This is a genomic window from Sphingomonas oligophenolica, assembly GCF_006438955.1.
Lineage (GTDB): Bacteria > Pseudomonadota > Alphaproteobacteria > Sphingomonadales > Sphingomonadaceae > Sphingomonas > Sphingomonas oligophenolica_A.
In genome coordinates, this window is sequence record NZ_RCZK01000002.1 from 204202 (window position 1) to 225432 (window position 21231).

The window sequence follows — 21231 nt, forward strand, 5'->3', positions numbered from 1 at the left end:
GTGACGCGCTTCGCGCTGACGCTGGAATATGACGGGCGCCCCTTCATGGGGTGGCAGCGGCAGAACCACGGGCCGAGCGTCCAGCAGGCGCTCGAAGAGGCGGTGTTCGCGATGACCGGCGAGCGGACCGCGGTGCACGCCGCGGGGCGGACCGACGCGGGGGTCCACGCGCTGGCGATGCGCGCGCATGTCGATATCGCCAAGCCGGTCGCGGCGTTTCGGTTGATGGAGGCGCTGAATGCGCTGGTGCGGCCGCGGTCGGTCGCGGTGCTGGCGTGCACGGTCGTCCCCGACGACTGGCATGCGCGGTTTTCTTGCCTGGCGCGCGCGTATGAATATCGGATCGTGACGCGGCGTGCGCCGCTAACGTGGGAGGCGGGGCTGGCGTGGCAGGTCCCGCAGCCGCTCGACGCCGACGCGATGCACGCCACGGCGCAAGTGTTGGTCGGGCGGCATGACTTCACGACGTTCCGATCGGCGCATTGCCAGGCGGATAGCCCGGTACGGACGCTCGATCTGCTCGACGTGGCCCGCGACGGCGAACGGATCGTCGTGAAGGCGGCGGCGCGGTCGTTCCTTCATCACCAGGTGCGATCGATGGTCGGGTGCCTGGCGATGGTCGGGATGGGGCGGTGGTCTTGCGACGATCTGGCGGAGGCGCTGGCGGCGCGGGATCGCGCGAGGCTGGGGCTGAATGCGCCGCCTGACGGGTTGTTCTTCGTGAGGGCGGTGTATCCGTGAGGGTGAAGAAGGGATGTTCGCGCTAAGCCGCGAAGACGCGAAGAGAAGAATTTGTTCGCGCAGAGGCGCAGAGGACGCAGAGGGTTTATTCAGCGCACGAGCGCCCTTCCAACCTGATGATAATGAATACAGCTGCGCTGACGCGCAAGGCCTCTGCGCTCTCTGCGCCTCTGCGCGAAATCTCTTCCCTTTTTGGCATCTTAGCGTCGTCGCGCGAAAACTATCTTACGAACCTAGCCGCGAGTTCGACATGCGTCGACCAGCGGAACTGGCCTACCGGTTGGATCCAGTCGATCCGCCAGCCAGCTTCGCACAGTATCCTCGCATCACGTGCGAAGCTGCTGGGATTACAAGATACATAGGCGATGACGGGGGCGTGGCAGGCGGCGAGCGCCTCGGTCTGTTCGCGCGCGCCCGCGCGTGGTGGATCGAGGATCACCGCGGCAAACCGGTCGAGCTCCGCCACGGTGAGCGGGCGGCGGTAGAGGTCGCGATGGTCGACCAAGACCGGGCGCTGGACGCGGTGCGCGGCGGCCCTGAGCGCGCCGCCGGCATCGCGCGCGCCCTCGGCGGCATAGACCTTGCCGGGGAGCGCGAGCGCGAAGGTGCCGAGCCCCGAAAACAGGTCGGCGGTGGTCGCGGGATTGCCGACCGCGTCGAGGACCGCGGCGACGAGTGCCGCCTCCCCCTCGGCGGTCGCCTGGAGGAACGAAGCGTGCGGGAGCGGCACGGGCAGGCCACCGAGCGTGATCGTGAGCGGTTCAGGCTCCCACCGGGTTTCGGGACCGAGGCCATCGTCGACCGCGAAGCGCGCGACGCCGTGGCGGGTACAGAAATCGACGATCGCGTCGGCGGCCTTGAGCCCTTCGGCGGCGAGGCGGGTGACGAGAATGTCGGGGCCTTGGTCGGCGAGCGTCAGGTGGACGTCGGCGCGACGCTTCAGCCCGAGCTGCGCGAGCAATTTACGCAACGGGGCAACGACCGCGAACAACGCGGGCGCGAGGATGTGGCATTCCTGGATATCGACGATCGTGTGACTGCTCGCCTCGGTAAAGCCCAGTGCCACCCTGCCCTTGCCCTCGGCATGGAGGGTCGCGCGGCGGCGGGTGCGCGGCGGCGAGATCAGGGGCGCGCGGATCGTTGCGGTGAGCCCTTGCGAATCGAGCGTCGAGGCGATCCGGTCAACGACGAAATCGGCGTAGGCAGCATCGTCGAGATGCTGGAGCTGGCAGCCGCCGCAGGTCGGGAAATGGCGGCACGGCGGGGTCTGGTGGTGCGGGCCGGGGATAACCTTGCCGTCTTCGGTCAGCGTGTCGCCCGGCGCGGACAGCGCAGCGTGGCGACCGTCCACGGTCATGCCGTCACCCCGCGCGGCCACGCGGACGATGAGGCCGTCGCTCACAGCGCGCCGCGCGCAGCAGTAAGCGCGACGGCCAAGTCGTCGGCGATGAATGCCTTGTCGCAGCGGCGCGCGGCGTCGGCGTGGAGCCAGACCCCAGCGCAGGCGGCCTCGAACGCATCGGGCAGCCCCGCGCGCATCGCCGCGATCGCGCCGGCGAGGACATCGCCGGTGCCCGCGGTCGAGAGCCAGTCGCTGGCGTGGGCTGCGATCGCGACGCGACCGTCGGGGGCGGCGATGACGGTGTCGGCGCCCTTGTGGACGACGATCGCGTTGGCGCGGGCGGCGGCGCGGCGGGTGCGGTCGATCTTGCTGATATCGGACGTGCCGAACAGCGCGTCGAATTCGCCCGAATGAGGGGTGAGAATGGCGAGTTCCTTGAGGGTGGCGAGGCGATCGGGCGTCACGAGATGGAGCGCGTCGCCGTCGATCACGAACCTATGCGGCGTGGCGAGCGCGGTGTCGAGGCGGTGCTGCGCCTGCGCGTCGCGGCCGAGACCGGGGCCGATCAGAACCGCGCCGATCCGCGCGTCGTCGAGCGCGTCGTCGCGCCACGCGCGGCGGACGATCGCGTGGGGGCTGCCGGGGGCGTCGGTGAGGAGCAGGACATAGCCCGCCCCACTCCGGAGCGCGGCGATGCTCGCGAGCTCGGCGGCACCGGGCATCGCGCCGGGGACGATCGCGACGAGACCGCGGGTGTATTTGTGCGAATCGGGACCGGGATCGCGGAGCGCAGGCGCGGCGAGCACCCGCTCCTGCCCCGCCGCGCCAAGACCGATATCAAGCAGGCGGACCGCGCCGCAATAGCGCGCGGCGGGCTGGAGCAGGTGCGACGGCTTGGCGGCACCGAGTGCGAGCGTGACGTCGAACGCCGGGGGGCGGGTCAGCACCGCCCCGTCGTCGGTGGCGAGGCCGCTGGGCAGATCGACCGCGATGCTGAACTGCGCGGTGGCCTGGAGTTCGTGGAGCCGGTTTGCGATCGCGTCGTCGAGCGGGCGCGAGAGGCCGGTGCCGAACAACGCGTCGACGAGGATCGCGGCGGGCGCGGCGTCGGCGACATCCTCGACCGCGCCGCCCCAGCCGTCGCGTGCCTTGATCGCGGCGGCACTCCTGGGTTCGGCGAGCGCAGCGACGCGGACGGAGAGCCCCGCCGCCGCCAGCAAGTTCGCGGCGACATAGCCGTCACCGCCGTTGTTGCCGGGGCCGCAGAGGATCAGCACCTCCCTGCCCGCGGCGAGGCGGCGGAGCGCGGTGGCGATCCCGGTGCCGGCGCGGTGCATCAGATCCTCGACCGAGACGCCGGTGGCCTCCTCGGCATCGCGCATCTGGGCGGCGGTGAGCACGGGGGTGCCGTCGAGTGGCGTCATGACGCGGAGGTGCCGATCGTCGTGGGCAGGTGATAGCGGTCGCCACCCATCGTGACCTCGATCCCGTCGCTGCGGACGATGCTGACCAGCGCATAGCCCGCGCCATCCGCCGCGACGACGCCGCGACCGTCATGCGTCACGAGCAGGCGATGAAACCTGCCGTCGGGGTGGCGCAGCGTCAGGATCAGGCCGCGATCGTCGGTGGTGAGATCGACGGTGCAGGTGCGCGCGAGCGGCGCGTTGCGGTGTGCGCAGAGGATGTGGCCATCGTCCTCGGCGGCGGCGCGCTGTCGCGCTTCGGCGGCGGCGGGGATCGTCGGGTCGGCGGTCTGGCTGGCCGGGGTGCCGCAGGCGGCGAGGAGGAGAGCGCCTAAGCCAGCCACTTTTCTCCCGTTCGCCCTGAGCATGTCGAAGGGCGTAATCTCCACGTGCTTCGACAGGCTCAGCACGAACAGTTTTCTTGTCGGACGCGTACGACCGAGTGCGTCAGATATCCGCGTAGACATGGGTTTCGGCAGCGGCTCCGGGGTGGGTGACCGCGCCCTTGTACGCCGGGCCGACATTGTGCGCATAGCGCCACAGCGCGCCGGATTGATAATCATTGGCGCGCGGTTGCCACGCGGCCTGGCGCGCGGCGAGGGTTTCCGCTGGGACCTCGAGGTCGATCGTTCCCGCCTCGGCGTCGATCCGGATAATGTCGCCATCCTCGACGAGCGCGATCGGGCCACCGTCCGCGGCTTCGGGGCCGACATGGCCGATGCAGAAACCGCGAGTACCGCCCGAGAACCGCCCGTCGGTGATCAACGCGACCGTCTCGCCCAGCCCCAGCCCATAGAGTGCGGCGGTGGTCGACAGCATCTCGCGCATCCCCGGCCCGCCCTTGGGGCCTTCGTAGCGGATGACGAGCACCTCGCCCTCGGCGATCGAGCGCGCCTCGACTGCGGCAAAGCAATCCTCCTCGCAATCGAAGACGCGCGCGGGGCCGGTGAACTGGAGGCGGTGCATGCCTGCAACCTTGACGATCGCACCGTCGGGGGCGAGGCTGCCACGCAGGCCGACGACGCCGCCGGTCGGGCTGAGCGGCGTCCTGACGTCGTGGATCACCTTCTGGTCGGGGTTCCACGTCACCTCGTCGATGTTCTCGCCCAATGTCTTGCCGGTGACGGTGACGCAATTGCCATCGAGGAATCCGCCAGACAGCATCGTCTTCATCAGCATATAGACCCCGCCCGCCTCGTACATGTCCTTGGCGACATATTGCCCACCGGGCTTGAGGTCGGCGATATAAGGCGTTGATTTAAAAGCCTCGGCGACATCGAACAGGTCGAAGTCGATCCCCGCCTCATGCGCCATCGCGGGCAGATGCAGCGCGCCGTTGGTCGAGCCGCCGGTCGCCGCGACGACGCGCGCGGCGTTGATGAACGCCTCGCGGGTGCAGATGTCGCGCGGCCGCAGGTTGCGTTCGACCAGATCCATGACCTGATAGCCCGCAGCAACCGCGATCTGTTCACGAGATGAATAAGGAGCTGGTACCATGTTGCTGTTCGGCAACGACAATCCGATCGCTTCGCCGACGCAGGCCATGGTGTTGGCGGTGAACTGCCCCCCGCACGCGCCGTGGCCGGGACAGGCGACCTTTTCGAGTTCGGTAAGATCGGCGAGCGGGCAGTTGCCCGCGGCATGCTGGCCCACCGCCTCGAACACGTCGACCACCGTGACGTCCTTGTCGTGATAGCGGCCAGGCAGGATCGAGCCGCCGTAGACGAAAATCGACGGCACGTTGAGGCGGAGCATCGCCATCATCATGCCGGGCAGCGACTTGTCGCAGCCCGCGAAACCGACGAGCGCGTCGTAACAGTGGCCGCGGACGGAGAGTTCGACCGAATCGGCGATGACCTCACGGCTGACGAGGCTCGATTTCATTCCCTGATGGCCCATCGCGATCCCGTCGGTGACGGTGATCGTGTTGAAGCGGCGCGGCATCCCGCCGTTGCGGATCACGCCCGCTTGCGCGGCATCGGCCTGCGCATCGAGCGTGGTGTTGCACGGCGCCGAGTTGTTGCCCGCCGACGCGAGCCCGACGAAGGGCTTCTGGATATCCTCCTCGGCGATCCCCATCGCATAATAATAGCTGCGGTGCGGGGCACGTTCGGGACCCACCGACACATGGCGGCTGGGCAGGCGGGATTTATCGAAACGATCGGTCATGACGTCGGTCTATGTCGCGGGAGAGGGCCGGAGCGCAAGTATCTTACGCGTAATAGCGGATGCGCGCGCGCCGCAGGATGCTGTCCTCAAGCGAATAATAGAGCGAGATCATGCCGTCCTCGATCACGGTCGAGGCGGCGAACGCGATATCGGTCTTGGCGCGGTTGTCAGGCGGCGGCGGCAGGATCACGGGTTCGAGCCCCCTGCCCGTCACCTGCGTATAATCCTTGGAGAAGCTAACCCAGCCGATCCGCCAGCGCGCATCGGCGGTGGCGCCGTTGTAGAACATCACCGGATCGGCACCGGGCAGCTGACAGATCGGGCCGGTCGACAAATGCCAATTGTCCCAGCTGTCGGGGCGGATATCGAACGGATCGTCGACCGATTGCCAGGGGTCGCCGAGCGCAGCGGCGGTCGCCATGCCGATCCGCGACGCAGCGACGCCATGATCGAACGGCGCGGCATATTCGTAGAACAGTCGCGAGTCGCCCGCCGCGGTCTGGGCGAAGGTCGCCTCTTTGATATTCCCCTCGCCCGCGGGGGCCTTCAGCACGACCCTGCGCTTTTCGAGCGCATCGGTCGTCGGCCCCACCGCGGCGACCATCGCGCCCTGTTCGCGACGGGCATCGACCCCGGTGTAATAGACGACATAGCGGTCGGGCAGGACGAGGACGGTCGGGTCCTCGCACCCGCCAGCGTCGACATCGGCGGGATCGGTGCCGGGTACGATCGCGGGTACGGGGTCGAGGCAGAATTCGAGGCCGTCGTCACTCCACCCGCTCGCGATGATTCCGGTCGGATCGTTGTGCCCGAGCGGATCGGGGACACCGCGGACCATGATCCGGTAGCGTTCGCCCTCCTTCCAGACGAACGGGCTCATCAGGTCCATGTCGCCGAGCGGCGATCCAGATGCGATCGTGACGGTGTCGATGCGCTCGACGGCATAGGTCGGCATCAGCTACTCCTCACGCGCCCTGGGCGACGGTAAGCGACAGCGCGCCGTCGATCGTCACGGTGGTGCCGGTAATATAGTCCGCGCCCGGCGACAGCAGGAACGCGACCAGCGTCGCGACCTCGTCGGGGGTGCCCGCGCGTTGCCAGGGGATGTTGGCCGCGAGCTTGGCGCGATACGCTTGGTCGTCCATCGCGCGTTCGTTCATCGGCGTGAGGATCATCCCCGGCGCGACGCCGTTGACCGCGATCCGCTTGGGCGCGAGTTCGAGCGCGAGCGTGGCGGTCAGTTGCGACAACCCGCCCTTCGCCGAATCATAATCGACCCCGCCCGCGCGCGGCGCCTTTTCGTGGATCGAGGAGATGTTGACGATGCGGCCGCCTGCGCCCGCTTTCTCGGCCGCGCGGGCGAAGGCGCGGCAGGTGAGGAACGGGCCGTAGAGATCGGAGCGGACGACACGGTCGAATTGCGCGAGCGCCATGTCGACGATCTTGATGCCACTCATGTTGAGCCCGGCGGAATTGACCAGCCAGGTGGCGGTGCCGAACGCCTGTTCGCACGCGGCGAACACGGCGGCGACCGCGGCTTCGTCGGCAACGTCGCACTGGATCGGGATGGCGTACGCCTGGCCCCCCGCCTCGGCCTGAACCGCCTTCGCCGCCGCCTCGTCCTTATAATAGGTGAAAATGACCTTGGCGCCGCCCTTGGCGAGGGCGCGGACGCACGCGGCACCGATGCCGGATTCGCCGCCGGTCACGATCGCAATGGGGGATGCTGTCATTCCCATTGAGCGCACGGGCCACGCCAGGGTTCCGTTACAACGTCGTCACGATCGCGTCATCCGAGCCACCCCCATCAGTCGTCCGTCCGCAGGTTGCTAAGTCTCCAACGGCGCGCACGACCTAACGATAGGCGCCGATCCGGCCCTTTTGATCGAGCGTGTACAGCGTCGAATTGGCGAGCACCGGGGGCAGCGAGAACGATGCCTTGGTATCGATTGTCGACTGGACGCTGCCATCGCTCGGCGACACGAACGCAATCTGGCCGAGCGAATTGGTCAGGATCAGCCGGTTGCCCGCCAGCACCGGGCCGAACCAGGTGACCTGATCGCCCTTTTGCTTCTTCTGGTTCTTGAACCGCTGGAGCTGCGCGATCCAGCGCGCCTTGCCGGTCGATTTGGCGAGGCAGATGAGCCGCGCGTCATCGGTCACGACGAACAACCATTCGCCCGCGATCCACGGCGTCGAAATTCCCGCGAAATTCTGCTCCCACAGCCGCTTGCCGGTATCGAGTTCGAGCGCGACCATGCGTCCGCCCACGCCGACCGCATAGACCTTGCCGTCGTCGATCACCGGATCGGCGTCGACGTCGGACAGGCTCGATACTGACGTGGTGATCGAGGTGCGCGACAGCGCGTCACCCCACAGCACACGGCCATTTTCGTAGCGATAGGCGTTGAGCTCGCCGCTCGAAAAGCCCGCGACCGCGGTGCCCTGGCTCGCGGCGGGGGCAGCGACGCCGAACACCCCCTGCGATTCGAGCGTACCCGATTGGACCCAGTTCACCTTGCCGGTATCCTGGCTCAGCGCGAACAGCTGGTTGTCCTGGCTCAGGACATAGACGATGCCGTTGGCGATCGTCGGCGACCCGCGCAGCGGGCCGCCGGGCTTCACCCGCCAGACCTCGGCACCATCGGCGGCGTTGAGCGCGACGACATCGCCGAGCCCGTCGGTCGCATAGACCTTGCCGTCGTCATAGCTCACCCCGCCGCCGAACCGGGCGTTGGGGTTTTCCTTGGTGTTGACGATCGAGGTCGACCACAGCGGCGCGCCGGTGTCGGCGGCATAGGCGTGGATCGTCGCGGCAACGTCGGTCGCGAACAGCTTGTTGTCCGCGATGACGGGAGCCGCCGCGAGCCGTTCGCGGTTCGACCCGCCATCGATCGTTGCGGTCCAGGCGCGGGTCGGCGAATCGGCGAGCGTCAGCTGACCCATCGACTTGGCGGCGCTGCCCCCCGGCTGCGCCCAGCTCGCGTTGGTCGCGGGCGCAGGCAGCAACACCTGGATATCGGCGATCGCGGGATCGGTCTGGATGCCGTTTTCGGACACCAGGATCGGCACGCGTTCGCCGATCGTCGGGGTCTTCTTGGGGCCACCGCCCTTGAAGATGCCGCAGGCGCTGAGCGCCATCATCGCGGCGATACCCACGGATACGCGGTACTTGGCTGTCATTTCGCTGGTTGACCTTCGTTCTGGGGAATCGCGTCTACGCCCACTGCACCCGCCATCTGAACCGCACGTTGACGGATCGTGTCGGGCACGGTTTCGTCGGCCGCGATCTTGGCGAACAACGGGCCTGCCAGATTGCTGCGGTTCATCCGCAGGTACGACACCGCGACCATCTCGCCGGCGCTGCCGAACCAGGGATTGCCCGGCACCGCGAGCGCGCGCAGCCGCTCGACCACTGCCTGCGGCGTCAGCGTGTCGAATTGCGCGGCGGTCTGGCGGATGAGCGCCTGGTCGCGGAACGGCTGGGGCAACGTGCTGTCATTCACGACTTCGGCGAACTTGGCCGCGGCACCCTTCAGATCGTTCTTCTGGAGCAGGATATCGGCCTGCGAGAGCGTCGCGAGCGCACGATACCCCGGGCGCCCCGAGGTCGCCAGCTCGGCGAGCGGTGCCGTGGCCTTGGCGACGTCTTCGGCGGCGAGCGCGTCATACGCCTGCTGGAGCGTCTCGCCCTGCTGGCCCGCGACCACCTCGCGATGGTGCTGCCAGTACAGATAACCGCCGAACGCGCCCAGCGCCAGGACGACCGCGGCGACCACCGCGATCCCCCAGCGCTTGCCGAATTCGGCCATTCGGTCTCGACGCAGTTCGTCGTCGACTTCGCGCAGGAAGGCGTCGTTGCTGTTGGGGGTAACGGCCAAGGATGGCTCCGGACGATGATGATGGGGAAGCGCCGCGGACCTTAGCCGCGTGCGGCGCGAAACGGAAGCCGATCAATCCTTGGGGGCGTAGGTCTGTTCCGCGCTCGGGAAACGCCGCGTGCGCACCTCGGCAGCATAGGTCTCGACCGCGCTGGAAATCCGCCCCGCCAGGTCGTCGAACCGCTTCACGAAGCGCGGCGTGCGATCGAACATCCCGAGCATATCCTCGGTCACCAGCACTTGCCCATCGCACTTGGCCGACGCGCCGATGCCGATCGTCGGAATATCGAGCGCCTGCGTCAGCGCGACGGCGATCGGTTCGAGCACGCCTTCGATGACGACGGCGAACGCGCCCGCATCGGCTACCGCGGTGCCGTCGGCGACGATCTTTGCATGTTCCTCCTGGCTCTTGCCGCGCGCCGCATAGCCGCCGAGCGCGTTGACCGCCTGCGGCGTCAGCCCGACATGCGCCATCACCGGGATCCCGCGCGCGGTCAGGAAACGAATCGTGTCGGCCATCGCCTCGCCGCCTTCGAGCTTGACCGCCGCCGCGCCGGTTTCGGCCAGGATGCGGCTGGCTGAGGTGAACGCCTGCTCGGGCGAGGCTTCATAGCTGCCGAACGGCATGTCGATGACGACCAGCGCGTGAAAGCTGCCACGCACGACCGCGGCGCCGTGCGCGCACATCATGTCGAGCGTGACCGCCAGCGTCGAGGGCAGGCCGTAGATGACCTGGCCGAGCGAATCGCCGACTAAAAGGAGGTCGCAATGCATGTCGAGCAACTGCGCCTGGCGCGCGGTATAAGCGGTCAGCATGACCAGCGGCTCGTCGGTCTTGCCTTCGAACTTGCGCCGCTTGATCGCCGGCACGGTGAGCCGTTTGAGCGGCGTCGGCGTCGGGTTGGCGCGGCTGGTCGAGGTATCGAGCGTGTAGGTCGTGGACATGGCCCCGTCTCTACCCGCGTCGCGTCACGCGATCCACCCTCGCCGCTGCGCATGGCGGGCGAGCCAGATCTCGAACCCGGTGATCACGACGATGACGATCGGAAACCCCGCCGCGCCGACGCCGCGATGCGCCAGGATATCGGTGGTGGCGAACAGCCAGCCGAACTGGACGATCACCGCGATCAGCGCGACGACGAACAACGGCCGCGCGAACACCGATCGTGCGAGCAGCGCCAGCGCGCCGAGGAACCCGGTCCCGACCGCGACCGCATAGACCGCGTTGTACCAGACCGGCAGCGCGGCGTAGAGCGCGCGCTGATACGCGTCGGCGGGCCCCATCGCGTCCGCGCCGAGCCTGAATTGCTGGTACCAGGCGAAACACCCAGCCGCCCCCCAGGCGAGCAGCACCACCGCGAAGATCCGGAACCATGTCGGCATCGGCTGACGAACGAAGGCCATGGCCCCTCTCCCCCCTGATTATCGCCGCAATCTGCCCGCATCGTTACGCAAGCGCAACCGACGCCACGGATCAGCTGAACAGCGCGGCATAAGTAGCGGGATCGAACCCGATCCTGACCTCGCCGCCAGCGTCCAGCACCGGGCGCTTGATCATCGACGGCTGCGCCAGCATCAGCGTGATTGCGCGATCGCGGTCGATGCCCGTTTTCTCGGCATCGGGCAGCTTGCGAAACGTTGTCCCCGCGCGATTGATCACCGCCTCCCACCCCGCGCGATCGACCCACGCCTCGACCAGAGCGCGCTCGACGCCCTGCATCTTGTAGTCGTGGAACCGGTACGCGACGCCGTGCGCATCGAGCCAAGCGCGCGCTTTCTTCATCGTGTCGCAGTTGCGGATGCCGTAGAGCGTCGGCGTCATCGATGGTCCTTTTGACAATGGGGCTTAGTGAAACCGATCGTTAGTTCAAATTCGCGATAACGCCACATGACCAGCGAACATCAGCGTCCGCAAAGACTCGCAATTCTAATCGATGCGGAAAATGCCTCTCCGCGCGTCGCGCAGGGACTTTTTGAAGAGGTGGCTGCAATCGGCGAGGCAAGCGTGCGCCGAATATACGGCGATTTTTCAGGTTCACGGTTAAAGGGGTGGTCGGAGGTGCTGGCGATCTACGCGATCAATCCGCGCCAAAACTTTGCCAGTACGATCGGCAAAAACGCTTCGGATATTGCATTGGTGATCGATGCGATGGATTTGCTTTACACCGGCCGTTTCGACGGCTTTTGTCTCGTTTCATCTGATAGCGACTTCGCAGGGCTGGCGGCACGCATCCGCGAGCAAGGCGTCGATGTCTACGGATTTGGCGAACGCAAGACCCCGGACGGTTTCCGGAAAGCCTGCAAACGGTTCATCTTTACCGAAAACCTCACCTGTCTGGCGGGGACGTGTTCGCTGCCGATCACCGGGACGACGGACGCGGCGATGAACCATTCGGCGTCACTAAAGCAACCTCCAGACGCAGCAGAGCCGCATATCCGAACCGCAATGGCCCAACTCGATGATACGAATGGCTGGCATTTTCTCGGCGCGGTGGGTTCGCGTCTCGCCGTTCTAATGCCAGACTTCGACGCGCGAACCTACGGCTGTTCCAAATTGGTCACCCTGATCGAGAAATTGGAAGCATTCGAAATTCGCCGGGACAATCTCAAGGTCTACGTCCGCCCGAAGGAGGTCGTCGGCACTTGATATTCGCGCTGCGGTCACGGATCCCTCCACCCGCGCGCCCTAGTAGCTATGCCGTGCGCACCGAGGTATCAGGCGCAGCATGAAGCCATCCGCGTTTGCCTCGATCCATCGTCACGGGCTGATCCGCGTCGCCGCCGCGACCCCGCTTGCCAGCGTGGGCGACACCGTCGCCAACGCCGGTGCCGCGATCGCGCTCGCGAAACAGGCGGATGGCGAGGCGGTCGATCTGGTCGTCTTCCCCGAACTCAACCTCAGCTCCTACGCGATCGACGATCTCCACCTCCAGGCCGCGCACCAGCGCGCAAGCGAGGCGGCGCTGCTCCGGGTCGCGCAGGAGACCGCGAAGACGCGCGCGGCGTTGCTGGTCGGCGCGGCGCTGGTCCGGAACGGGCGACTGTATAATTGCGCGGTCGCGCTCCACCGCGGACGGATTCTGGGCGTCGTGCCCAAGACGTTCCTGCCCAATTACCGCGAATATTACGAAAAACGCTGGTTCGCGAGCGGGATGGGGCTCAGCGGCCTCTCGATCGACGTCGGCGGCGAAGCGGTGCCGTTCGGCACCGACTTGATCTTCGCGGCGCGCGACCTGGCGCATTTCACCTTCCACGCCGAAATCTGCGAGGATTATTGGGCACCCACCCCGCCCTCGACCGCAGGCGCGCTGGCGGGTGCGCTGATCTGCTGCAATCTTTCCGCCTCGAACATCGTCATCGGCAAGGCGCGCGAACGCGCGATGCTCGCCGCGTCGCAATCGGCGCGCGCGGTGTGCGCTTATGTCTATTCGGCGTCCGGCCCCGGCGAAAGCACGACCGAGGTCGCGTGGGACGGTCAGGGGCTGATCCACGAACTCGGCGAACAGCTCGCCGAATCGCAGCGGTTCGGCGAGGCTGCGGAGCTGCTGATCGCCGATGTCGACACCGGGCGGCTGATCCAGGAACGGCTGCGGATGGGGACGTTCAACGATGCCGCGATCGCGAGCGGACATCCCGAGACGCGGTTCCGCCGGATCGGCTTCGATCACCAGCCCGACTTCGCCGACGTCGGCCTGCGCCGCGCGATCCGCCGCTTCCCGTTCGTCCCCAACGCTCCCGAAAAACGCGACGCCGATTGTTTCGAGGCGTTCAACATCCAGGTCGAGGCGCTCGCCAAGCGGCTTACCGCGGCGAAGGCCGATCGGATCGTGATCGGGGTATCGGGCGGGCTCGATTCGACCCACGCGCTGATCGTCGCGGCCAAGGCGATGGACCGGCTCGATCGGTCGCGCAGCGACATCCTGGCATTCACGCTGCCGGGGTTCGCGACCGGCGACGATACCAAGGCCAATGCCTGGGCGCTGATGAAGGCGCTCGGCGTGACCGGCGAAGAGATCGACATCCGCCCCGCGGCGCGGCGAATGCTCGAGGACATCGCGCACCCGTTTGCGGAGGGCGAACCGACCTATGACGTGACGTTCGAGAACGTTCAGGCGGGACTACGCACCGATTATCTGTTCCGCCTCGCCAACCAGCGCGGCGGGATCGTGCTCGGCACCGGCGACCTCAGCGAGATGGCGCTGGGCTGGTGCACCTATGGCGTCGGCGACCAGATGAGCCATTACGCGGTCAACGTCGGCGTCCCCAAGACGCTGATCCAGTTCCTGATCCGCTGGTGCGTTCGCACCGACCAATATGACGCCGCGACCGACGCGATCCTGGAGCGCATCCTCGCGACCGAAATCTCGCCCGAACTGGTGCCCGCGGGCGCCGACGGCGCGATCCAGTCGACCGAATCGATCATCGGCCCGTACGCGCTCAACGACTTCTTCGCGCATTACGTGATCCGCCACGGCATGGCGCCGTCGACGATCGCGTTCCTCGCCTGGCATGCGTGGCGCGATGACGAGGCGGGGCGCTGGCCCGAGGATTTTCCGGTCGCGGCGCGCACCGCCTACGACCTGCCGACGATCGTCGCCTGGCTCGAGAAATTCCTGGTCCGCTTTTTCGCGACGAGCCAGTTCAAACGCTCGGCGATGCCGAACGGGCCGAAGGTGTCGGCGGGGGGCGCGCTGTCACCGCGTGGCGACTGGCGCGCACCGTCGGATGGCATCGCAGGCCCCTGGATCGACGAACTGCGGCGCAACACGCCGTAGAAACTTGCGTTAATTCGCGCGGACGCTCATTATGAAGCTCTGATGACAACGCCTCCCCCGGATGGATCGCGCGATCGCCGGATCGAGGACCCATCGAATCTCTGGATCATCCACCCCGCCGGACGCGCGCTCCTGCCGCGAGCGTTGACGCTTGGCGTATCCGCGAACAGCGTCTCGATCGCGGGACTGGTGCTCGGCGGCGCGGCAGCCTTCGCCTATACGCAGTGGGACAGTCCGGTCTTCGCACTGGTCGGGTTGCTCTTCTCGATCGGCTGGCTGATCGCGGACGGGCTCGACGGGATGATCGCGCGCGCGACCCACACCGCCAGCGCGCTCGGACGCGCGCTCGACGGGTTGTGCGATCACGGCGTGTTCGCGCTGATCTATATTTCGCTGGCGCTGTCGATCGGGACCGCGGGGGGGTGGGCGCTCGCGCTCACCGCCGGGCTGGCGCACGCGATCCAGTCGAGCTTGTACGAGGGCGAACGCGCGCGCTTCCATCGCCGTATCAAGGGGGTCGCGCTCGCCGTGCCGCCCGCGCCGACGGGCATGCTGCTGGTGCGGATCTACGATTCGGTGGCGGGCAGCCTCGATCGGGTGTCGATGCCGTTCGAACGCCGGATGGCGCGCGCCGCCGATCCCGTCGCGTTCGGACGACGCTACGGCGAATCCGCCGCGGCACCGTTGCGATTCATGTCCTTGCTGACCGCGAACATGCGTGTATTTGCGATCTTCATCGCGTGTCTTGCGGGCAATCCGCGCATCTTTTGGTGGATCGAAATCGTACCCATGACGATCATCCTCGTCACCGGTATCGCACTCCACCGTCGCATCGAACGCCAGCTTGCGGGCGGCGTATCGCCGTCCATCCGTCTCTCGAACGAACAGGGTAATACATGAGCAACATCCGGGTCGCCATCGTCGGCATCGGCAACTGCGCGAGCAGCCTCGTCCAGGGGCTGGACTATTATCGCGAAGGCAGCAACGATCATGTCGGGCTGATGCACTATGAACTCGGCGGCTATAAGCCGAGCGATATCAAGGTGGTCGCGGCCTGGGATGTCGACAAGCGCAAGGTCGGCCACGACGTCGCCGAGGCGATCTTCGCCAAGCCCAACTGCACCGCGGTGTTCCAATCGTCGGTCACCACGACCGGCACGATCGTCCGCATGGGCAAGGTGCTCGACGGCGTCGCCGACCATATGAGCGATTACAAGGACGACCGGACCTTCATCGTCGCGAACGATACCCAGCCGTCCAAGGCCGATGTCGTCGCCGAACTCAAGCGGTCGGGCGCCGACGTGCTGATGAACTATCTGCCCGTCGGCAGCCAGCAGGCGACCGAATTCTACGCCGAATGCGCGATCGAGGCGGGCGTCGCCTTCGTCAACAACATCCCCGTCTTCATCGCATCGAACGCCGAATGGGCGAAGCGGTTCGAGGATGCGGGCGTCGCGATCATCGGCGACGACATCAAGGCGCAATTGGGGGCGACGATCGTCCACCGCGTGCTGACCGACCTGTTCGCCAAGCGCGGCGTCAAGCTCGACCGGACCTACCAGCTCAACACCGGCGGCAACACCGACTTCCTCAACATGTCGAACCACCGCCGCCTCGAATCGAAGAAGATTTCGAAGACCGAGGCGGTCCAGTCGGTCGCCGCCGAGCGGCTCGACGACGACAATGTCCATATCGGCCCGTCGGACTATGTGCCGTGGCAGAACGACAACAAGGTGTGTTTCCTGCGGATGGAAGGCCAGTTGTTCGGCGGCGTCCCGATGAACCTCGAACTGCGCCTGTCGGTCGAGGATTCGCCCAATTCGGCGGGCGTCGCGATCGACATGATCCGCTGCGCCAAAATCGCCAAGGATCGCGGCATCGCAGGCGTGATCGACCCCGCGTCCGCCTATTTCTGCAAGCATCCGCGCACCCAGATGACCGACGACCTGGCGCAGATCGCGGTTGAGACGTTCATCAAGGCGGCGTGAGATGATCGGGACCGGGCTGGTCCTTGCCGCCGGTGAGGGTAGCCGGTTGCGCGATACCACACCGTTCAAGCCGCTGTGCCCAGTCGCCGGGCGCGCGTTGATCGACCGCGCGATCGACACCATGGCCGACGCGGGGATGACCCGCGTCGTCGTGTCGCTCGGCTATGGCGCCGACGCGATCGCCGCGCATCTCGCCGCCCGCGACTGGCCGATCGCGGTCGAGACGGTGACGACCGATTACCGCCAGCCCAACGGGGTGTCCGCGGTCGCCGCGCGTGCCGCGGTGAGCGACGGCGGCGCGGTGATGGTGATGTGCGACCATCTGTGCGAACCGCGCCACTATCACCGGCTCGCTGCGGCGGGGTTCGGCGACGGCTTGGCGCTCGGGATCGACCGGCGGCTCGGGCATCGCTGGGTCGACCCCGAGGACGTCACCTGCGTCGCGACCGAGGGCGACGCGATCGTCGCGATCGGCAAGGGGCTCGAACCGCATGACTGCTACGACACCGGGGTGTTCGCGGTGGGGCCGCGGTTCTTCGCAGCGCTGGCCACGCTCGCCAACCCGTCGCTGACCGAGGGCGTCCGGCTGCTCGCCGCGGATCGTGCGGCACGGGTCGTCGATTGCAGCGACTGCGACTGGATCGACGTCGACGACGCCAAGGCGCTGGCGCATGCCGAGGCGTGGCAGTCCGCGCTGGCGGGGTAGCATCGGTCGCGATCAGGCGATGGTGTCGATCCAGGCGGGTAATTCGGAAAGCCGGTCGAATTGGCGCAAGCGGGGGTGGCCCGATGGCGCATCGGCGGCCTCATGGCTCCACGCCCCCTCCTGGGGAATATAGGCCGCCCATGCCCCCGCGGCCAATGTCGGGACGATATCGGAGCGCATCGAATCCCCCGCCATGACCGCCTCCGATGGCGTCACCGCATGGCGGCAGAACAATTGCGTGAACGTCTCGCGGGTCTTGTCACTGACGATCTCGACGCCGTCGAACCATTCCCCCAGCCCAGAGGCCGCGAGCTTCGCCTCCTGATGGAGCAGATCGCCCTTGGTCACGAGCACCAACCGCCCGCGCGCCGACAACGCGCCGAGCGTTTCCGCGATATCATCGAACAGCTCGACCGGATGCGCGAGCAACGACCGCCCCGCCGCCAGGATGTCGCCGATCATCGCCGCCGACACCGCGTCGGGCACCAACTCCACCGCGGTCTCGATCAACGATAGCGTGAAGCTCTTCGCGCCATAGCCATAGAGCGGCAAGTTGCGCGCTTCGCGCACCGCCAGCGCCTCGCGTGTGACCTTCGCTTCCGCGAACGGCGCCAGGATCGCGGCGAACGCCTCCTCCGCCGCGTTGAAATGGCGCATATTGTGCCACAGCGTATCGTCGGCATCGAGGCAGATAAGCTTGACCGGCATCCTCCGCCCCTAGCCAATCGCGCGATCGATCCGCAAGCGCTGGTGCCGCCCGCAGCGCGGTTCGCGCGCACCGCAAAGGAAATGGCGGAGAGGGTGGGATTCGAACCCACGGTACCCGTAAAGGCACGCCGCATTTCGAGTGCGGTACATTCGACCACTCTGCCACCTCTCCGCGAGGTCGTTGCCGGTTCGCGCACGGGGCGGAACCGGCCGGTCTGCGGCGCGCCCTAACCCAAGGTTCGGAACCGTGCAAGCCGCTCGGCTTGTGCAGCGCGGAAAGACCATTAGATTGGGGTCATGCCCCGACATGACCCCATCAGCCCCGATTCCCTGCGTCGCGTCCCCACGATCGACATCGCCGCCCCCGCGGTCGCGCACGCGCGGTTTTCGATCGGCGACGTGGTGCGCCACCGGATGTTCGATTTCCGCGGTGTGATCTTCGACGTCGACCCGGTCTTCGCCAATACCGAGGAATGGTACGACGCGATCCCCGAAGGCCTGCGCCCGACCAAGGACCAGCCCTTCTATCACCTGCTCGCCGAGAACATGGAATCGAGCTACGTCGCCTATGTCAGCCAGCAGAATCTGATCCCCGACGACAGCGACGAGCCGATCGAGCATCCCGCGATCCCCGGGCTGTTCGGCGATTTTGCCGATGGCCGTTACGCGCTGCGCCGAGAACACCGCCACTGATCCCCAGCATCGACGTCGGCCTTGGTGACCGCATCGGGGAGGAGCCATCGGCCCCTCCCCTTTTTCATGGCTTGATCAGAAGTCGAACGCGACCCGGCCGTACAGGAACCGACCGTTGAAGCCGAACGGCGACAGGCTGGAATAGGGCAGGAAATACGCGTTGTTGCCGAACGCGCCGCCCGCGGGCGATTTGGTCGGATAAACGTCGAACACATTGTCCGCGCCGACCGCGAATTCGATACCCTGGATCGGCTTCACGCGCACCTCGACATCGGTGACCCATTTGGGTTGGAGCGTGAAGTCGGTCGACGCCTGGCCTGCGGGAATGGTGAGGTCGCTCGATCCACCCGCCGACACCACTTTGCCGAAACGGTTGGTCCGCGCGGTGAAGCCGACCGGCCCGTTGTCGTAATCGATCCCCAGGTTGAGCTTGTCCTTAGGCTGGCCGTTGGTCAGCCGGATCGATTCGGCGCGCCCGTAGAGGATGATGTTGGGCAGCGATGGCAACACCGCGCGCTTGGTGATCGACTGGGTATTGTAGTTATACCCCGCGGTCAGCCGGATCGTGCCGATCCCCATGTCGGGCAGGCGATAGGTGCCGACGATGTCGACGCCCTCGGTCTTGGTGTCCGCGCCGTTGACGAAGAACCGCGCCGAACTGACCCCGACGATGCCGTTGGCATTGAGCAGGTTGACGACCGCAGTGCCGGTCAGATTTTCGGTCAGCAACACCCGATCGCGAATCCGGATGTTGTAGTAATCGGCAGTCAGGCTGAGCCCGGGGATCGGATCGAAGGTGATCCCGCCACCGAAGTTGAGCGCCTTTTCGGGCTTGAGCGGCTTCGACCCCAGCGCCACCGCGACCGGGCTCGACACCGGCACCGTCAGCACGTCGAGCAGCGTCGCGACGCCGTTGACGAAGGTGGAATTGGTCGAGGTGGTGCTGAAATATTGCTGCGCCAGGCTCGGCGCGCGGAAGCCGGTCGACACCGATCCGCGGATCGCGATGCCGCGGACCAGCTCGAACCGGCCCGCTGCCTTGCCGTTCACGGTGCTGCCGAAATCGCTGAAATGCTCGTACCGTCCGGCCAGCTGAACGCTCAGGCGATCGGACACGTCGGCATCGAGCTCGCCATAGCCTGCGAAGCTGTCGCGCGACACATCGACCTCGTTGGCGGGCTTGAACCCAGGAAACACCTGCGCGCCCGGGGCCGCGCCGCGGGCCGCATACTGTCCAGCAACGTAGCTCGCGACCTCGCCGCGGAAGATGCGGAAATTCTCGTTGCGATATTCGCCGCCGAACGCGATGCCGAGCGACTTGAAGAAGCCGACGTCGAACTTGTGGCTGATGTCGAGGTTGGCGACGGTCTGCCCCGCGGCAAGCCCGCCCGCGTTGAACCGTTTGGGGCTGTCCACCCCGCCCAGCGACACGTTGAAGCTGTCGATCGTATCATACAGCAATTTGTTGCTGCCATAAACCACTGACAGATCGCCGTTCCATCCGTCGATAAAATCGCCGCGAACCCCGCCCGCGATCGACACATCTTCGATCTCGCTCTGGATCTTGGGCAGGAAACCGTCGGCGTAATAGGGCACGAACGTCGTCGTCGACGCCGCGAAGTCGCGGTTGCGCGCATCGTTGGCGCGGCGATAGAAGCCCGCCCCGATACCGTCGCGGATGCCATAGCTGCCGAAGGTGTAGAGCTCATACTTGCCGAGCGTGGTCCCCGCGTTGAGGAACAGGTTGTAATCGTCGGTCAGCCCGTCACCATAGCCGTGGCTGAAACGGTTGAAGGTCAGTTCGCGCGGATCGCCGATCGTCGGATATTGGCGGCGCGGATCGGCGCCCGATCGGTTGGTCGGCTGGCGATCGCGGAACTGGCTGGTGAAGACGAAATAGCTGCCCTCCGCCATCGGCAGGCCGATCGAGGCGGCGAGCGTCAGCGTGTCGCCATCGTGGCGAACCCGCTCGTCGCCGTAATTGAGCTGGAGCAGATCGTTGTTGCCCCCGCCCGCCGCCGCAACGACCGGCTGTCCGTTCGCGCCGACCGCCACGCCGGTGACGTTGTTCACGCCGTCCATCTTCGTGCGATACTGGCCAAAGGTCACCGATCCACGCACGCCGGGGCGTTTCGACAGTTGGATGTTGATGACGCCCGCGATCGCATCCGATCCGTACAGCGACGACGCGCCGTCGCGCAGCACCTCGATCCGGTCGATCGCGATCGGCGGAATCTCGTTGAGATCGACCGCGCCCGATCCGCGCCCAACCGACCCGTTGAGGTTGAGCAGCGCGGATTGATGCCGCCGCTTCCCGTTGACGAGCACCAGCGTCTGATCGGGCGCGAGCCCGCGCAGCGTCGCGGGGCGCAGCGAATCGGTGCCATCAGTCAGCGATGGCTGCGGGAAATTGAACGACGGGACGAGCTGGGTCAGCAGCTTGTTGGTCTCGGTATAACCGCCGTTGGTCAGCTGATCGCCGCCGATGACATCGATCGGCACCGGGCTGTCGGCGATCGTGCGGCCCGCGATCCGGCTGCCGGTGATCAGAATGTCTTTCTGCGGATCGGCCGCATCGGATGCCTGGCTATCGGCCGACGCAGTTTCCTGCGGCGGCGTGGTCACGACCTGCGCCAGCGCAGCGGCGGTCAAAGCGAACGGCGAGCAGCCGATGACGAGCAACCCAAGCAACGAACGACGCATGGCGCGATCCCCCAGTGTAACGAAGCAGCCCCCTGCCCGCTTCTCCACGACACTTTATGAGC

The 21231-nt window shown here is 66.6% G+C and carries 20 protein-coding genes and 1 tRNA gene; 7 read left to right on the forward strand and 14 right to left on the reverse strand.

Annotated features, from left to right (window positions below; all coding sequences use genetic code 11):
* Positions 1-741, forward strand: coding sequence for a tRNA pseudouridine(38-40) synthase TruA (gene truA, locus EAH84_RS03750; RefSeq protein WP_140867922.1), 741 nt, complete (start codon positions 1-3; stop codon positions 739-741).
* A gap of 220 nt (positions 742-961) precedes the next feature.
* On the opposite strand, the gene EAH84_RS03755 is transcribed toward truA, so the two are convergent.
* From EAH84_RS03755 to EAH84_RS03805, 11 genes are all read right to left on the reverse strand, one after another.
* Positions 962-2098, reverse strand: a complete 1137-nt coding sequence (locus EAH84_RS03755; protein ID WP_140868445.1) for a class I SAM-dependent RNA methyltransferase — start codon at positions 2096-2098, stop codon at positions 962-964.
* A gap of 41 nt (positions 2099-2139) precedes the next feature.
* Positions 2140-3507: an NAD(P)H-hydrate dehydratase gene (locus EAH84_RS03760; RefSeq protein WP_140867925.1), complete on the reverse strand. Its 1368-nt coding sequence runs from the start codon at positions 3505-3507 to the stop codon at positions 2140-2142.
* Positions 3504-3890: a hypothetical protein gene (locus EAH84_RS03765; RefSeq protein ID WP_241656443.1), complete on the reverse strand. Its 387-nt coding sequence runs from the start codon at positions 3888-3890 to the stop codon at positions 3504-3506. Before EAH84_RS03765 ends, EAH84_RS03760 begins: the two co-directional genes overlap by 4 nt.
* 103 nt (positions 3891-3993) lie before the next feature.
* The gene (ilvD, locus tag EAH84_RS03770; RefSeq protein WP_140867928.1) at positions 3994-5715 is read right to left on the reverse strand and encodes a dihydroxy-acid dehydratase; all 1722 of its coding nucleotides are present in this window, start codon (positions 5713-5715) and stop codon (positions 3994-3996) included.
* A 43-nt stretch (positions 5716-5758) separates the two neighbouring features.
* The gene (locus tag EAH84_RS03775; protein ID WP_140867931.1) at positions 5759-6670 is read right to left on the reverse strand and encodes a glycosidase; all 912 of its coding nucleotides are present in this window, start codon (positions 6668-6670) and stop codon (positions 5759-5761) included.
* Between the two features lie 10 nt (positions 6671-6680).
* Entirely contained in the window at positions 6681-7448 is a 768-nt protein-coding gene (locus tag EAH84_RS03780) for an SDR family NAD(P)-dependent oxidoreductase (RefSeq protein ID WP_140867933.1), read from the reverse strand.
* A 121-nt stretch (positions 7449-7569) separates the two neighbouring features.
* Entirely contained in the window at positions 7570-8898 is a 1329-nt protein-coding gene (locus EAH84_RS03785) for a PQQ-binding-like beta-propeller repeat protein (RefSeq protein ID WP_140867935.1), read from the reverse strand.
* A complete protein-coding gene (locus EAH84_RS03790) occupies positions 8895-9596 on the reverse strand; it encodes a tetratricopeptide repeat protein (RefSeq protein WP_140867938.1) in 702 nt (233 codons plus the stop codon). The genes EAH84_RS03785 and EAH84_RS03790 overlap by 4 nt, the downstream gene beginning before the upstream one ends.
* Before the next feature lie 72 nt (positions 9597-9668).
* A complete protein-coding gene (gene panB / locus EAH84_RS03795; protein ID WP_140867941.1) occupies positions 9669-10541 on the reverse strand; it encodes a 3-methyl-2-oxobutanoate hydroxymethyltransferase in 873 nt (290 codons plus the stop codon).
* A gap of 24 nt (positions 10542-10565) precedes the next feature.
* Positions 10566-11000: a hypothetical protein gene (locus EAH84_RS03800; protein WP_241656444.1), complete on the reverse strand. Its 435-nt coding sequence runs from the start codon at positions 10998-11000 to the stop codon at positions 10566-10568.
* 70 nt (positions 11001-11070) lie between these two features.
* Entirely contained in the window at positions 11071-11418 is a 348-nt protein-coding gene (locus tag EAH84_RS03805; protein WP_140867944.1) for an ArsC family reductase, read from the reverse strand.
* 66 nt (positions 11419-11484) lie between these two features.
* On the opposite strand from EAH84_RS03805, the gene EAH84_RS03810 reads away from it, so the two are divergent.
* From EAH84_RS03810 to EAH84_RS03830, 5 genes are all read left to right on the forward strand, one after another.
* A complete protein-coding gene (locus EAH84_RS03810; RefSeq protein ID WP_140867947.1) occupies positions 11485-12243 on the forward strand; it encodes an NYN domain-containing protein in 759 nt (252 codons plus the stop codon).
* Positions 12244-12322: 79 nt separating this feature from the next.
* Positions 12323-14371: an NAD(+) synthase gene (locus tag EAH84_RS03815; RefSeq protein WP_140867950.1), complete on the forward strand. Its 2049-nt coding sequence runs from the start codon at positions 12323-12325 to the stop codon at positions 14369-14371.
* A gap of 42 nt (positions 14372-14413) precedes the next feature.
* A complete protein-coding gene (locus EAH84_RS03820) occupies positions 14414-15271 on the forward strand; it encodes a CDP-alcohol phosphatidyltransferase family protein (RefSeq protein ID WP_140867952.1) in 858 nt (285 codons plus the stop codon).
* Positions 15268-16359, forward strand: coding sequence for an inositol-3-phosphate synthase (locus EAH84_RS03825; protein WP_140867955.1), 1092 nt, complete (start codon positions 15268-15270; stop codon positions 16357-16359). Before EAH84_RS03820 ends, EAH84_RS03825 begins: the two co-directional genes overlap by 4 nt.
* 1 nt (position 16360) lies before the next feature.
* Positions 16361-17065 (forward strand): NTP transferase domain-containing protein, encoded by a 705-nt coding sequence (locus EAH84_RS03830; RefSeq protein ID WP_140867958.1) that lies wholly within the window; start codon positions 16361-16363, stop codon positions 17063-17065.
* Positions 17066-17077: 12 nt separating this feature from the next.
* Here EAH84_RS03830 and EAH84_RS03835 read toward each other — a convergent pair whose 3' ends face one another.
* Together EAH84_RS03835 and EAH84_RS03840 are read right to left on the reverse strand one after the other, a co-directional pair.
* A complete protein-coding gene (locus EAH84_RS03835; RefSeq protein WP_140867961.1) occupies positions 17078-17773 on the reverse strand; it encodes an HAD family hydrolase in 696 nt (231 codons plus the stop codon).
* 82 nt (positions 17774-17855) lie between these two features.
* Positions 17856-17945, reverse strand: a tRNA-Ser gene (locus EAH84_RS03840).
* A 125-nt stretch (positions 17946-18070) separates the two neighbouring features.
* Here EAH84_RS03840 and hspQ point away from each other — a divergent pair.
* Complete coding sequence (hspQ, locus tag EAH84_RS03845) at positions 18071-18466, forward strand: heat shock protein HspQ (protein WP_140867964.1); 396 nt, start codon at positions 18071-18073, stop codon at positions 18464-18466.
* Between the two features lie 75 nt (positions 18467-18541).
* Here the strand turns inward: hspQ and EAH84_RS03850 are convergent, their stop codons facing one another.
* Entirely contained in the window at positions 18542-21169 is a 2628-nt protein-coding gene (locus EAH84_RS03850) for a TonB-dependent receptor plug domain-containing protein (protein ID WP_140867967.1), read from the reverse strand.
* Between the last annotated feature and the right edge of the window lie 62 nt (positions 21170-21231).

Coding starts and splice junctions, on each gene's coding strand:
- EAH84_RS03775 (WP_140867931.1), bottom strand. CDS start 6,670: ATGCCGACCTATGCCGTCGAGCGCATCGACACCGTCACGATCGCATCT.
- EAH84_RS03805 (WP_140867944.1), bottom strand. CDS start 11,418: ATGACGCCGACGCTCTACGGCATCCGCAACTGCGACACGATGAAGAAA.
- EAH84_RS03800 (WP_241656444.1), bottom strand. CDS start 11,000: ATGGCCTTCGTTCGTCAGCCGATGCCGACATGGTTCCGGATCTTCGCG.
- EAH84_RS03785 (WP_140867935.1), bottom strand. CDS start 8,898: ATGACAGCCAAGTACCGCGTATCCGTGGGTATCGCCGCGATGATGGCG.
- EAH84_RS03820 (WP_140867952.1), top strand. CDS start 14,414: ATGACAACGCCTCCCCCGGATGGATCGCGCGATCGCCGGATCGAGGAC.
- EAH84_RS03815 (WP_140867950.1), top strand. CDS start 12,323: ATGAAGCCATCCGCGTTTGCCTCGATCCATCGTCACGGGCTGATCCGC.
- EAH84_RS03780 (WP_140867933.1), bottom strand. CDS start 7,448: ATGACAGCATCCCCCATTGCGATCGTGACCGGCGGCGAATCCGGCATC.
- panB (WP_140867941.1), bottom strand. CDS start 10,541: ATGTCCACGACCTACACGCTCGATACCTCGACCAGCCGCGCCAACCCG.
- EAH84_RS03830 (WP_140867958.1), top strand. CDS start 16,361: ATGATCGGGACCGGGCTGGTCCTTGCCGCCGGTGAGGGTAGCCGGTTG.
- hspQ (WP_140867964.1), top strand. CDS start 18,071: ATGCCCCGACATGACCCCATCAGCCCCGATTCCCTGCGTCGCGTCCCC.
- EAH84_RS03825 (WP_140867955.1), top strand. CDS start 15,268: ATGAGCAACATCCGGGTCGCCATCGTCGGCATCGGCAACTGCGCGAGC.
- ilvD (WP_140867928.1), bottom strand. CDS start 5,715: ATGACCGATCGTTTCGATAAATCCCGCCTGCCCAGCCGCCATGTGTCG.
- EAH84_RS03835 (WP_140867961.1), bottom strand. CDS start 17,773: ATGCCGGTCAAGCTTATCTGCCTCGATGCCGACGATACGCTGTGGCAC.
- EAH84_RS03810 (WP_140867947.1), top strand. CDS start 11,485: ATGACCAGCGAACATCAGCGTCCGCAAAGACTCGCAATTCTAATCGAT.
- EAH84_RS03755 (WP_140868445.1), bottom strand. CDS start 2,098: ATGACCGTGGACGGTCGCCACGCTGCGCTGTCCGCGCCGGGCGACACG.
- EAH84_RS03760 (WP_140867925.1), bottom strand. CDS start 3,507: ATGACGCCACTCGACGGCACCCCCGTGCTCACCGCCGCCCAGATGCGC.
- EAH84_RS03850 (WP_140867967.1), bottom strand. CDS start 21,169: ATGCGTCGTTCGTTGCTTGGGTTGCTCGTCATCGGCTGCTCGCCGTTC.